The 12,297-nt window shown below is 69.7% G+C and carries 11 protein-coding genes and 1 pseudogene; 7 read left to right on the forward strand and 5 right to left on the reverse strand.

Annotated features, from left to right (window positions below):
* Positions 1-529 precede the first annotated feature (529 nt).
* From B4N89_RS45880 to B4N89_RS53665, 4 genes and pseudogenes are all read right to left on the reverse strand, one after another.
* Complete coding sequence (locus B4N89_RS45880) at positions 530-1,414, reverse strand: aminoglycoside phosphotransferase family protein (RefSeq protein WP_078982649.1); 885 nt, start codon at positions 1,412-1,414, stop codon at positions 530-532.
* Positions 1,411-2,829, reverse strand: coding sequence for a tetratricopeptide repeat protein (locus B4N89_RS45885; RefSeq protein ID WP_235619377.1), 1,419 nt, complete (start codon positions 2,827-2,829; stop codon positions 1,411-1,413). Before B4N89_RS45885 ends, B4N89_RS45880 begins: the two co-directional genes overlap by 4 nt.
* Positions 2,830-3,016: 187 nt before the next feature.
* The gene (locus B4N89_RS48545) at positions 3,017-3,241 is read right to left on the reverse strand and encodes a DUF397 domain-containing protein (protein ID WP_101897600.1); all 225 of its coding nucleotides are present in this window, start codon (positions 3,239-3,241) and stop codon (positions 3,017-3,019) included.
* Positions 3,242-3,344: 103 nt separating this feature from the next.
* Positions 3,345-4,325: pseudogene (locus B4N89_RS53665) on the reverse strand (helix-turn-helix domain-containing protein); the annotation flags it as partial.
* A gap of 414 nt (positions 4,326-4,739) precedes the next feature.
* Here B4N89_RS53665 and B4N89_RS52420 point away from each other — a divergent pair.
* Entirely contained in the window at positions 4,740-6,014 is a 1,275-nt protein-coding gene (locus B4N89_RS52420) for a hypothetical protein (protein ID WP_235619379.1), read from the forward strand.
* Entirely contained in the window at positions 6,011-6,526 is a 516-nt protein-coding gene (locus tag B4N89_RS45900; RefSeq protein WP_078982652.1) for an NUDIX domain-containing protein, read from the forward strand. Before B4N89_RS52420 ends, B4N89_RS45900 begins: the two co-directional genes overlap by 4 nt.
* 39 nt (positions 6,527-6,565) lie before the next feature.
* Here the strand turns inward: B4N89_RS45900 and B4N89_RS45905 are convergent, their stop codons facing one another.
* Positions 6,566-7,690 carry an aldo/keto reductase gene (locus tag B4N89_RS45905; RefSeq protein ID WP_078982653.1) on the reverse strand — a complete coding sequence of 375 codons (1,125 nt, stop codon included), beginning with the start codon at positions 7,688-7,690 and terminating at the stop codon, positions 6,566-6,568.
* 500 nt (positions 7,691-8,190) lie between these two features.
* Between B4N89_RS45905 and B4N89_RS45910 the strand changes: the two genes are divergently transcribed.
* The 5 genes from B4N89_RS45910 (at position 8,191) to B4N89_RS45930 (ending at position 12,273) form a co-directional block, all read left to right on the forward strand.
* Complete coding sequence (locus tag B4N89_RS45910) at positions 8,191-9,111, forward strand: ATP-binding protein (protein WP_161501058.1); 921 nt, start codon at positions 8,191-8,193, stop codon at positions 9,109-9,111.
* A gap of 124 nt (positions 9,112-9,235) precedes the next feature.
* Positions 9,236-10,804 carry an ATP-binding protein gene (locus B4N89_RS45915; protein WP_143658402.1) on the forward strand — a complete coding sequence of 523 codons (1,569 nt, stop codon included), beginning with the start codon at positions 9,236-9,238 and terminating at the stop codon, positions 10,802-10,804.
* Positions 10,801-11,313, forward strand: coding sequence for a roadblock/LC7 domain-containing protein (locus tag B4N89_RS45920; protein WP_078982656.1), 513 nt, complete (start codon positions 10,801-10,803; stop codon positions 11,311-11,313). The genes B4N89_RS45915 and B4N89_RS45920 overlap by 4 nt, the downstream gene beginning before the upstream one ends.
* Positions 11,310-11,675, forward strand: a complete 366-nt coding sequence (locus B4N89_RS45925) for a DUF742 domain-containing protein (RefSeq protein WP_078982657.1) — start codon at positions 11,310-11,312, stop codon at positions 11,673-11,675. Before B4N89_RS45920 ends, B4N89_RS45925 begins: the two co-directional genes overlap by 4 nt.
* Entirely contained in the window at positions 11,656-12,273 is a 618-nt protein-coding gene (locus tag B4N89_RS45930) for a GTP-binding protein (RefSeq protein WP_078982658.1), read from the forward strand. The genes B4N89_RS45925 and B4N89_RS45930 overlap by 20 nt, the downstream gene beginning before the upstream one ends.
* The last annotated feature ends 24 nt before the right edge of the window (positions 12,274-12,297 follow it).

Below are 12,297 nucleotides of genomic sequence, written 5' to 3' on the forward strand. Positions count from 1 at the left end.
TATTGCACGCCGCCGAGGAAGGCCCGAACGAGGCGAAACACCGTTCGTGTTCAACGGACGACGCCCCCGACACGGACCCCACGCGGAAACGCGGACGCCGCGCAGGCGATCATCGACTCGCCGTCGGCCGTGCGATCGTTGTTGTAGGCGGCGACCGCCCAGAAGGCGAGTACGTTCGAGCCCAGCTCGGTGTCCCCGGCCGCCGCGTGGACGGCGCGCGGTCAGCGACCCCGCAGCCGGCAGTTCGGGTTCGGTCGCGGCGAGTCCGACCGCAGTGAACCATCGTTCGCGTGCCTGACCGTTCCGGGCCGCGAAGAGCGGTGGGCACTTCGGCGCGTACTTGCCGGTCAGTACCTCTTGGACCAGCGTGTAGTGAAGGAGTAGCCCCATACCGTGCCGGGTGGTGAACGTGACACCTCACTGTCGGGGGAGTGTAGGGGCACAGGCCCTACCGAGGCGACTCGTTGAACGAGGCTTTGCGAAGCAAGCCGTACCCTGTGGGCCGTGATCCGCGTCCTCGTGCTGGGGACTACACGATGCCGGTCCAGTGCCATGGCCGGGGCCCGTGTCGCCCACGAAGGCAGTCCACTCTGAATTGTGCCTGCTCGCGCCAGGCAGGGTGGCCGGCGGCGTGTAGCGCGGCGTACGTGGTCATGCGCAACTCGCGGGTGGCTGCCAGGGTTTCGTACCCGGCCCAGGTGGTGACGTCATGGCCGTAGACGGCGCAGAATTCTTCGTATTCGCCCGGTGAGGTCGCGCCCGTGGTCTTGGTGCGTACGGCGGTCGAGACGAGATCCCATTCGGGTGGCCCCACGGAGAAGCGCTCCAGGTCCATCAGGAGTCGCCCATTGCCGACCCGGACGATGTTGCCCGGCCACGCGTCGCCGTGGATTGCCCTTAGGGGCAGGCCGTCGGGGAGGCCCGCAGCCCAACGCTCCGAGAGATCGCGCTGCAGGTCGAGGAGCCATCGGCGGTCGTCGTCGGCGAGTGTGCCCGCGGCGGCAAGTCTTTCCGGGATCCGGACGAACGGATCGAGATGGCCGATGTCGAACCCGGGCAGGGGCAGAGCGTGGAGTTCCTTGAGGGTGAGTGCGACGTCGCTGATCGTGCCGGGGGAGTGCGGTGGGGCCTGTTCCCAGAAGGTCACTGTTCGGCCGCGGTGTTCCAGGGGTTGTTGGACGTCGAGCGGGACTACGGCGGGGATGCCGTGGTCGGTGAGCCAGCGGGCGATGCGGATCTCTCGCTCGGCGCTCGTACGTCGGCCGGGCGGGGTCATCCTCACGACGACACCCGCTGTCAACCGCCAGATTTGGTTCTCGGCGATGCGTATCGGCTGTGCCCCGCGAGGGTCGAGACCGATGGCGACGCAGGCTTCTTCAAGGGCTTCGCGGTCGGGTTCCGCCGTGTTCGTCATGCCTGCAAGGTAGAGGTGATCGCTTCCCGGAGGGTGACGGTCTCGGGGACTTGCGCGTGCCGACTGGCGAATCCGGCGAGTTCGCGAAGGTCTTCGGCCGTTCTGCGGGAGGTCAGTCCGCCGCCCGTTTCGAGTGCCTTGTGTCCGATCGATGCCGCTTCCCGCGGGTCGCCCGTGCGCATGACGAGTGAGGCGAGTTTGGTGCCGGAGATGGTCTTGGACCGGACGAACTGCGGTTTGTGCGTGCGCACGGCGGTGCGGAAGCGCTCCTGCGCGTCCGCTGGGTCGCGGCCCCGGAGAATGACGAGGTCGAACAGCGCGTGTGCGGTGTCGCCGTTGTGCTGGGCCTCGTCGTAGTACGCCATTAACGGATGGGTGTCGTCGGTGAGCCGTCCGGGGACGAAGGCGTCGTCGGCGGCGCCCACGGCGGCGAGGGCTTCTCGGACGTGGCCCATCCGTCCGTGGGCCCGGGCTCGGGCGGTGTGCAGCATCGCGCGTGCGTTGGCGGGCAGGCGATCGGCGTGGGTGAGGCCTCGCTCGGCGTGTGCGAGGCCGGTTTCGGCGTCGCCGATCCAAACGGCCTGACGTGCGAGGTAGGAGTAGGCCTTCGCCCTCAGGAGCCAGTGATCGCCGACCTCGGCACACTCCACTGCGAGCCCGAACGCGCTGCGCGCCTGCTCGTGGCGGCACATGTCGAATTGGGTGGCTCCCGCGACCAGACCCAGTCGGGCAACGGCGGCCAGGAATGCGGAGCGAAGGTGCACCGGACAGTCGGCCGCGAGGAGGCCGACGGCCCACCGGATGCAGTGGCTTGCGAGGAGTTCGAGGACTCCTCCACCGCCGTGGGTGTTGTCCCAGCGGTGGAGCACGTCGGCGAGTTCCGTCAGTTGACCGATCTCCTGTGGGGTGATTCGCGAGGGAGTCGATGGTGGAACGGCGGGTGAGAGGAGAGGATTGAGTTTCGGCGGGGCGAGGCCGCCTATGGCGCCCCAGGTATCGGTGGCGAGGAATACACGACGTTCCACTTCGGAGCTCCCGGTCGGCGATGGTTCGCGTCCTTCCAGGATGCCCCTCGGTGTACCGGGGTGAGTCGTGGGCCTGGCCGAAGCGAGTCGGTCCTCGCCGCGGTCGAACGCGGGCGCTGCGAGGACGCCGGATGGGGAGCCGAACAGCTCGACGGCCCGCACGCCGAACATGTACTCGAGGATTCTTCGTGTGTCGTTGTGGGGCAGGGACTTGATGTCGCCGGCCATCCAGCGTTCGAAGGTGCGGCGCGCAACTGTCACGCGGTGAAGGCGTGGTTCGCGTTCGCGGCCTGCGAGCGCGTCCCGGGCGTTGCGGAACTTCGCGTCGAAGGTCTCGTAGGCGTTCCAGCCGTTCGCCAATACCAGCGTGCGCAGGCGGGTGGTTCGCATGAATCCTCTCCTTCCCCGGGGACCCGTGGCAGCCCCCTTGCCCGGAGGACGTGGACGGCTCGCGATGGGCGAGGTTGCGACACCGGTGCCGAGGCGGGGCGAGGCCGGTGGTCCGGGCCGGACCGAAGAACGGGGGTCGGGAAGCCGGGCGCCTGGATTCGGCCCCCGGCGGCTGCGTTGCCTGCGGTCAGGTGGTCAGGTGGTCGAACTCGCCTTCCTTGATGCTTTGGAACAGGCAGGCGATCTCTTCCACGGTCCACACGGTCGGCGGTGTGCTCGGGTCCGCGTCGTCGCGCAGGAGGACCCAGGGCCCGGACCGGGCCAGCTCCGGGCAGTTTCCCTGGGTGCTGAGGGCGGACTTGCGCCAGGTCAGGGCGTCGAGGTCGAACGCGGAGGGCGAGGGCTTGATCATTTCGGGAACTCCCGGAGTATGTCGGCGAGAAGGTCGCGGGTCTCCTCGGGGTGAGGGCCCGGTTGTTCCACATGTCGTCGAACGCCTCGACGTACACGTCCACGTCGGCGGGCGACTCGAAGAAGACGGATCTGCGTTCGAGTTCCGCCCACACCGCCCGACGCTGGGTGTTCGGGAACTCCATGAGCATGAACGGGCCGGTCATGCCCGGATGGAAGCCGGTGGCGATCGGTAGGACGCGGATGGTGTTGAGGGGGTCGTGCGACGAGGTGAGCAACGCGTCGATCTGTTCGCGCATCACGTCGGGTTCGACGCCGGGGAAGCGGAGGGTCGATTCCTCGACGAGCGCTTCGAAGCGTCGGATCTCACCGTCGCGTACGTCGCGTTGACGTCTCATGCGCACGTCGACGAGTGCTTTGACCTCGTCGGGTTTGATGCCCAGTCGGCTGCCCGTCACGACCCTTTCGGCATATGCCCGCGTCTGCAGCCGTCCCTGGATCACGCGGGGCTCGTAGTTGCGGAGCACGTTGGCCATGCGTTCGAGTTTGAGGAATCCGTCGAATCCCATCGGGACGAGCAGGTCCGCGGCGCCCTTCCACCACTTCGGTCTGCGTTGCTGTGCGACGGCGGCGGCGTCCGCCTCCATAAGGGCCAGCACATGGGCGCGGTCGCGGTCGTTTGCCTGATAGAGGCCGAAGAGACGCTCGGCCAGGGCGGGGCGCAGTTGCCCCTCTGCGTTCTCCAACCGGCTGAGCCGGGGGGCGTCGATCCCGAGTTCGTGTGCGGCCTCGGTCAGTGTCAGCCCGGCCAGGGTCCGCAACTGCTTGATCAGTTCGCCGAGTTCGATCCGAGCGATGGACGCGGGCGACGCCTTGGTGTGAGGCATGTCCGTCAGTGTGGCGGCTGCGAGGGTTCCGCGACAACACGAGCCGGTCGCAATTTGTCGGTACGTGTTGCTGTGACTGCCATGGAGGAGCATTCTGGCCGGATCACGTTCCGCGTGGGGAGCCTGACAACCGGTGACACGAGGCCGTGCGTGCTCAGGAGGATGGACCGCCGTGAGATCGACCCTTTTCCGCAGCATCGTTCTCGAGCGACGGTGGAGCCACTTCACCACGTTCGATGCCAAATTCGCCCGGGCGCGGGACACGCTCGCCCGGGCCGAACGTGATTCGCGACTGCGCCGAGTCGTTGTCTCCCGGGGGGTGTTCGAGGGGTGGCTGACGGGTGATTTCGAGGCACGTCCGCCGGTCGGTACATGCAGGGTTCTTGAACATCTTCTCGGTGTGCCGGCCGGTGAACTGTTCGGTTCTCGCTCCGGCGGGCCGAGCCTCGGTCGTTTCGGCGGGGCCACCGTGTCGCACCAGCCGGCCGGGGACGATCGGTCCGATCGTCGGTCCGGTCCTGCGTGTCGGGAGCCTGTCGTCGACGGTTTGCTGCCCGGAGGACCGTCGTAGATCAGCGTGCGGGTACGTGCGAGGAATGGGGAGGAACGGTGGTGCGCGACACGCTCTTTCGCGAGATGGTGTTCGTTCGGGGGTGGAGTCAGTTCTCCACTTTCGATGTGAAGTTCGCGCTGGCCCGGGATGCGTTGGCCGCCCGCGAGCGTGAACCGGCTCTGCATCGGGTGTCGCTGTCCCGGCGGACCTTCGAACGATGGATGGCGGGGGAGGTCCGCCCCCAGGCGCAGTCGCGTCGTGTCCTCGAACACATGCTGGGCCGGCCCGGCTCGGCCCTGTTCGCAACGCGCACCCCTCGCCCGGACGAGGCGACTCTTTATCAAGTCGGAAACGCGGACGGTTCACCGGGCCGTGCCGGGGTCGATTCCGCCGACCTGTCTTTCGCCGAGGCCATGGACGCCTTTCGGCGAGCGGATCGACGGCTGGGCGCCGCCCAGGTGTATCCGCATGTGCTGCGGTATCTGCGATCCGACGTCGCGCCCGTGCTGTTCGACGCCTGCGAAGCCGACGCGCAGTCGGCGTTTCGAGCCGCGGTGGTGCTGACCGACATGGCGGGTTGGATGGCCCACGATCTCGGTCGTGACGATCTTGCGGGGGCACATTTTGCGAAGGCCTTGGCGTTCGCCCGATCGGTACCCGACGCCACGTTGTCGGCGAACGTGCTGGCCGCGATGAGCCATCTCGCGCTGGAGGGTGACCGGCCGGGGGAGGCCGCCGACCTGGCCGCGTCGGCACTCACGATGCTGGACACCAAAGAACGCCCACCGGCATTGTCCGCGCGCTTGCTCGCGATGCGGGCGCGCGCTCTCGCCCGCGGCCGTGACCGCGCGGGCGCCTACGGCGCGATGGCCGAGGCTCGACGCGAACTCGGCCGGACGCAGGCCGGCCCGCCACCGTGGTGGGTCGCCCCGTTCGACGAGGGCGCGCTCGCGGGGGAGACGGCTTTGATGCTGCGCGACCTGCGTCTGTTCGGCGCCGCCGACCTCGAGGCGCAGCGCGCGGTGCGACTGCGGGATCGACAGCCCGGTCGCGGGCATGCTTTCGGCACCATCCGCCTCGCACGCATTCTCGTCGACCGGCGGGAGCCGGAACGGGCCTCCGCGGTGGGGAGCGACATCTTGGACAGCTGCCTGACGATCGGCTCCGTCAGGATCACTCGTGACCTGACCGGTCTCGCCCGATCCCTCGATTCCTACCGTGACCTGCGCGTCGTCGCCGAATTCCGCGACGGTGTCGCGAGGGTGAACCGTCAACGCGGGCGCCTTCTGCGGCCTCTGCTGCCGGCCGTCGCACCGGCGGGCCCGCGCCCGTGAAGCCCCCACCCGAACGGCACGGGCCCCGATGGGACGCGTATCTCGCACACGGCAACGCGACACAGGCGCGAAAGCGTGTGGTGGCCGACGCGCTGCTTCGCGATCACGACGGGCGCGTCCTGCTGGTGGACCCGACGTACAAAAGCGGATGGGACCTGCCGGGGGGCATGGCCGAGACGAACGAGCCCCCGGTGGACGCCGTGAGGCGCGAACTCGCGGAGGAGCTGGGCCTGATGATCACGGTCGGTTCCCTGCTGTGTGTGGACTGGGTGTCCCCGCACGGCCCGTGGGACGACCTCGTGGCATTCGTCTTCGACGCGGGAACCCTCCCGCCGAGCGTGTGCGCGACGCTTCGTCCGCGCGACGCGGAACTGGCGCGATGCGGGTTCTTTCCTCGCGACCGGGCGCTGGATCTGCTCACCGAACGACAGCGCAGGCGCACCGCTCAGGCGTTGGCCGCGCTGGACGAGGGCCGGCCGCGCTACCTCCAGGACGGCCTGCCGTCCTGGTGAGGTCGCCCTCGCGCCGGTCGATGACGGAAGAGGGCGACGTCATCGGGGAGCCGGCCCGATGCCCGCCAGGGACAACGCGGTTCGCATTCCCCGATACGTCTCGTCCACGAAGTCCAGGTCCGCGTCGTCGAGTTCGTACGTGCTCTGGTGGTTGTGGAGGATCTGCTCGACGCAGGTGAACCCGACCAGGACCGCGGCGTGGTCGGCTTGGCGCAGGCAGTGTTGGAGGGCGACGCGGGCCAGGTCGGCGGGTGCGTGACCGAAGCGCTCCCGCAGCAGGCGCAGTCCCGGCTCGATCGCGGTGAGCCCGGTCTTGGTGAACCAGGCCTCGTGCCCGCGACCGTCTCCTCGGCCGAACGAGGGTGGGCAGGCGGGATCGTACTTCCCGGTGAGCACGCCCTGGCCCAGTGGCTCGTGAAGGAGGAGCCCGACACCGTGCCGGGCGGTGAACGCGAACATGTCCTCGCCGTCGACGGAGGTCGTGGGGCACAGGCCGTTGAAGCGCAGCGAGACGACGTCGGGGCGGATGACGCGGAACAGGCGCGCGAAGCGCATGCCGGCGGCGTGAGGGTCCTCGGCGAACGGATCGGGTCCGCGCATGGCGATCGCGCGCACGTGTTCGTCCTCGCGAAGGGCCCGCATTTGCGCGAGGCTCTCGCCGAGATGGTCGTCGTCGGGTCCGAAGTCGTGGTGATCGAGGCAGTAGACGTCGAGGTAGTCCGTACGCAGGTTCTCCAACGTCTGCTCGAACTGCCGTCGCACCGTGGTGCCGGCGAACGGGTGCTCCGACGAACCGCGCACCCGGCCCACTCGCCCGACGATTCTCAGATCCTCCCGTCGATAGTCGCGAAGGACGCGACCGAGCAGACGTTCCGCGTGGCCGTGGCCGAACACGTCCGCGACGTCGAAGAGATTCGATCCGCGTTCGATCGCCGCGTGCAGACCCTCAGCCGAGCGTGCGGAATCCACCCGTGCCCAGCCCAGGGCCCGGTCGTCGACCGTGGCGGGCCCGCCGATGGCGCGACAGCCCACCGCCAACGCACCGGCGGAGACTGCGGACGACAGCTGCCGGGCCACGTTGCCCGGGGGCCGCGGGCGCCAGGCCCGCTCCGCGGGCCGGGCCCGCGCCGGAGCCGTCCACGCTTCCGGGGGGTTCTCGGACATCGTCGACAACGTCGTTCTCCTTCACGTCGTGCGTTTCCGGCGACGCCGCGCGGGAAGCTGCGCGGACATCGGGACACACGCCTACCTTGGCGACGGCACGGCTCCTTCTCCACGCGAGGAGACCGCCATCTTGCCGTCATCCTCGACTGAGGACACCGGTCGCGATGACCACAGACAGTGACCCCTAGGTGCATCGTGGACCGTTATAGGCATTTTGATCAATGCGTTGTGTGACGATTCGATGGTCGCGGTACCGCAAGATGACGGTGAGATGGCGGAGCCGCAACGTGGAGACTCCGGCGCCGAAGCGCAATTGTGGGGGCGTGCGGATCACCGACGCCTCGCTTTCGACGGCGTCGGCCCCGCACATCGAATCCCCTCCACCCACGCCGTCGACGGACCCGCCGTGCCTGCCACCGCCGTTCGACTCCCGATTCCACCCCACCCACATCGCCCGCGACCGCAGCGGATGATCACGGCCCCGAGGAGGTCGAATTGCCGTGTCCGATAGCCGTTTCGACAGCACGAACTGGACCTGCGACCGGGCCACCCTCGAAGACGTTCCGCGTCTGCGTCACGAGCTGACCTCCTGGCTGGCCGGATTGGGAGTCGACGCCGACACCCGGTACGCGGTCACCCTCGCGGCCGGTGAAATCCTGGCCAACGCACTCACGCACGGCGGCGTCGAAGGCGATCGCCTGCGGCTGAGCGCGTACCGCGCCGGCTCCCAGGTGCGTTTCCAGGTCTGGGACAAATCTCCGACCGAACCCCGCGTGCTCGATGCCGGCGACGGATGGGAATCCGGCCGCGGCATGATCATGGTGGACGCACTCCGAGGCGCCTGGGGAACGCAAGCGGACGGCATCGGCGGCAAGGCCGTTTTCTGGCAAACCGCAGGCTACGCCCGTGCCGAACACCTGGTGTTGCGCGGCGACGTTCGCACCTCGGAGACGGAGACGGGGACGCGTGCCGCTGCCCAGAATTCACCGCTCCGCAGCCCGGTCCCGTGCGCACCCTACGAGGTACGGCTCGCGCCTTCTCGTAACGAGCCGCGCTCCGCGCTCGGCGATTGCGAGGGCCAGACAACCGTTGCCGGTCACAAAGGATCCGCCCGTGACGACGATCGCTCCTGTCACAGCCCAAGTCCCCATAGCGGTCTCACCTTTCGCATGGGTGCCGCGCCGCAGCCGTCCGGAAAAGGCAGGGGCCGGGCGATGAAGGTGGGCGATCGGGTGCGGGCGAAGACCGCGCTGCCTGGAAGGTTCCGCTGCCCGGCGGTCCCCGCGAGATCCCCCGGCCGGATCGTGAAACCCGTATGGGGCGGGCGGTGGTCCGTCACGTTCACGATTCCCGGCCTGCTGGGCGGCCAACGACAGGTCACGGGCACGGTGACCTCCGCCGAGATCGTCCCCGACCCCTGACCCGACCCCCACAGTTCAACCCCCGCGAACCACCGACTCCCACCATCGCCGCGCCGTAGTACCGGTCCACCCCACCATCGCCCGCTCCGGACCCCTGCCCGTGTTGACCACGAAGGACCTTCCCATGCGTTCCACCCCTCGAGTGCCCAAGCCCGTGCGTGAGTCGTCGTTGCCGTTGTGGCCCTTCGGTGCGGGACTCGTCACCGGTTGCGCCGCGGCGACGGCGGCCGACGTCCTGCAGGTGAGCCCGTGGGCTGGGGTGGTGCTGGGCTGCGCGGTGTCCACGACCGTTGCCGGGGTCCCGCTCGCCCTGGCGGCGAGGCGCGTGCGCGGATACTGGCACGGCCGCTGGGATCGGACGCGGCAGCGGAACGAGGAACTCGTCGCGTCGGTGTGCCTGTCGGAGCGGGCGCTGTCGCGTCTGACGGATGCCACGCGGCATCTCGCCGAGGTGCGGATGCCGGTGTTGCTGGAGGATCCGCACGCCCGACGCGCCGACGTGCCGCCCGCACCGATCGATCCGTGTCCGGCGGAGCCGTGGGCGGGTGCGGTGTACACGGCCCACGAGGCCCTGGTGGATGCGGTGTTCGCCGTGTTGGAGCAGGAGCGGGGTCGGCGGGAGAACACGCACTACGCGTTTTTGGAGTTGGCGGAGCGGGTGCGGGCCCAGGCGCAGGTCGCGATCGCCGATGCCCGCGCTTTGAGGGAGCGGGTCACGGACTCGTCGTTGCTGGGCGCGTTGATGCGTGACGAGCACGCCTGGGCGCAGGTGGGTAGGGCGGCGCAGTGTCTGGAGGTGTTGTCGGGGGGCCGGCCGGGGCGTTCGTGGGATCGGCCGTTGTTGTTGTCGGAGGTGGTCGGGGCGGCGCAGTCGCGGATCCGTGACTATCTGCGGGTGTCGGTGGTGGGCGGCGAGAACGCGGCCGTGGACGGTGTGCACGCGGAGGCGTTGATCCACGTGTTGGCGGAGTTGTTGGCGAACGCGACGTGGTTCAGTCCGCCGGGGAGCACCGTTCGGGTGTTGGTGGAGCGTGGGCACGACGGGGCGAGTGTGATCGTCGAGGACGCCGGCCGCGGTATGGACCCGCAGACGATGCAACGCGCCCAGTCCGCGGTCGATCGCGCCGACGCGGACGTGGCCACGCTGGGGGGCAACCCCCGTTTCGGGTTGGCGGTGGTCGGTGTCCTGGCCGGGCGCACCGGGGCGCGGGTGCGGTTTTCGGCGCCCGGCGACTACGGCGGCATCCGCGCCGTCGTCTGGATCCCCGAACGCCTCCTCACCCCACCTGCCCCCCGCCGGCTCGTGGCTGCGGGCACCCGGGCGATCCCGACCGGCGTCAGCGCCCGCGCCGGCATACCCGCGGCCCCGATCACCCGCGAATCCGAAGCCCCCGAACCCGTTTCGACGATCCTGCCGCAGCGCCCCCGACGCCACGCGAAGGCGCCTGGGGAGGTTGCGGACGCCGGACACGACGCGCCGGCCTCCCGCAGGCCCTTCGAGGCCGGGACGCCCCCCGAGGCCGGATCGCCCTCCGAAGGTGGATCCGACACCTCCGGCCCCCGCTACGACCCGTTCGTGTCAGCGTTCGTGACCGGGATGCCGAGTCCCCCCGCCGCCGACACCACCGCCGAGACCGCCCCCGACGCCACCCGCGCGGATTTCCGTTCCGATGACGAAGGACCGACTCCATGACCGAGCAGCCCACGTTGAACTGGCTCGTCGAGAAGTGCGCCGCAGAGACCCACGGTGTGCGCGGGATCGTGGCCTTCAGCGACGACGGCATCACCACGGCCTGGCACGCCGCCACGCGGGCTCTGGCCGAGCGTCTGGCCGCGGCCGGCACCGCCCTGCGATCCCTGGGTACGGGGATCGGCGACGCCGCGGAACTGGGGGCGGTGAAAAAGCAGTTCATCGAATTCGACGACGGCTTCGTGTTCCTGATCAGCGCGGGCCGGCACGTCCACGCCGCAGTCCTGGCCGACCGCGACGTCGACTCGGGCATGGTCACCGGGCACCTGCACAAACTCCTGACCGAGATCCGCGCGAACCTGGACGAACGCCCGCCCACCCCGCCCGCCCCCATCGCCACCCGGCCCGCCGCGCACGACGCCACACCCCTGGCCGCGCGCCGTACCCGCCCCGACGACACCGGTCGCCGGAGCGACCGTGACCCCGGGGACGGCGGGGGTGGGGTGCGGTGAGCTCGGGGCAGGACCATCCGGTCGCCGACTACGTCGTCACCCGCGGCCGCGCACACCCCACCCACCGCGGCCTGACGTTGACCACGCTCCTGCACGCGCCCGTCGCCGAACCCACCGACACCGGCGCCACGCGCGGCGAGCCGCTGCGGACGGAGCACCGCCGGATCCTGCGGCTGTGCACCGGACTGCTCTCCCTGGCCGAGGTCTCCGCCCACCTGACCCGCGCACCCGCCGTCGTCAAGGTCCTGGTCGCCGACCTGATCGACCGCGACCTGATCGTCACCCGCGCGCCTCCACCTCCCACCCCCGGCCCCGATCCCACCGTGATGAAGGCGGTCCTCGATGGACTCAGGCGCCTCTAACCCCCGGCACCTGCCGGACACCGTCACCACCGTGGTCAAATTCCTCATCGCCGGCTCCTTCGGCGTCGGCAAGACCACCCTGGTCGGCGCCGTCAGCGAAATCCCGCCGCTGCGCACCGAGGAGACGCTGACCACCGCCACCGCCGGGGTGGACGACCTCACCGGACTGCCCGACAAGAGGACCACCACGGTCGGGGTGGACTTCGGGCGCCTGACCCTCGCCGACTGGCTCACGCTCTACCTGTTCGGCACCCCCGGACAGCAACGCTTCTGGCACCTGTGGGACGACCTCGTCGTCGGTACCCACGGCATCGTCCTGCTCGTCGACACCCGCCGCCTGGACCACAGCTTCGCCGCCCTCGAACGTGTCGAGGACACGGGCGTGCCGTTCGTCGTCGCCGTCAACACCTTCCCCGACACCCCCCACCATCCCGAATCGGCACTGCGCCAGGCCCTCGACCTGCCCGACCACATCCCCCTCACCCGTTGCGACGCCCGCGACCACACCTCGGCCCGCAATGTCCTGATCACCCTCGCCGAACACATCACCACCACCGCCGCAACGCCCACGACCACGCTTCGGACCGCAACGTCCTGACCATCGCGGAACACGTCACCACCC

This window comes from Embleya scabrispora, from assembly GCF_002024165.1.
In the GTDB taxonomy this organism is placed as follows: Bacteria; Actinomycetota; Actinomycetes; order Streptomycetales; family Streptomycetaceae; genus Embleya; species Embleya scabrispora_A.

Coding starts and splice junctions, on each gene's coding strand:
- B4N89_RS45915 (WP_143658402.1), top strand. CDS start 9,236: ATGCGTTCCACCCCTCGAGTGCCCAAGCCCGTGCGTGAGTCGTCGTTG.
- B4N89_RS45905 (WP_078982653.1), bottom strand. CDS start 7,690: ATGTCCGAGAACCCCCCGGAAGCGTGGACGGCTCCGGCGCGGGCCCGG.
- B4N89_RS45920 (WP_078982656.1), top strand. CDS start 10,801: ATGACCGAGCAGCCCACGTTGAACTGGCTCGTCGAGAAGTGCGCCGCA.
- B4N89_RS48545 (WP_101897600.1), bottom strand. CDS start 3,241: ATGATCAAGCCCTCGCCCTCCGCGTTCGACCTCGACGCCCTGACCTGG.
- B4N89_RS45930 (WP_078982658.1), top strand. CDS start 11,656: ATGGACTCAGGCGCCTCTAACCCCCGGCACCTGCCGGACACCGTCACC.
- B4N89_RS45880 (WP_078982649.1), bottom strand. CDS start 1,414: ATGACGAACACGGCGGAACCCGACCGCGAAGCCCTTGAAGAAGCCTGC.
- B4N89_RS45885 (WP_235619377.1), bottom strand. CDS start 2,829: ATGCGAACCACCCGCCTGCGCACGCTGGTATTGGCGAACGGCTGGAAC.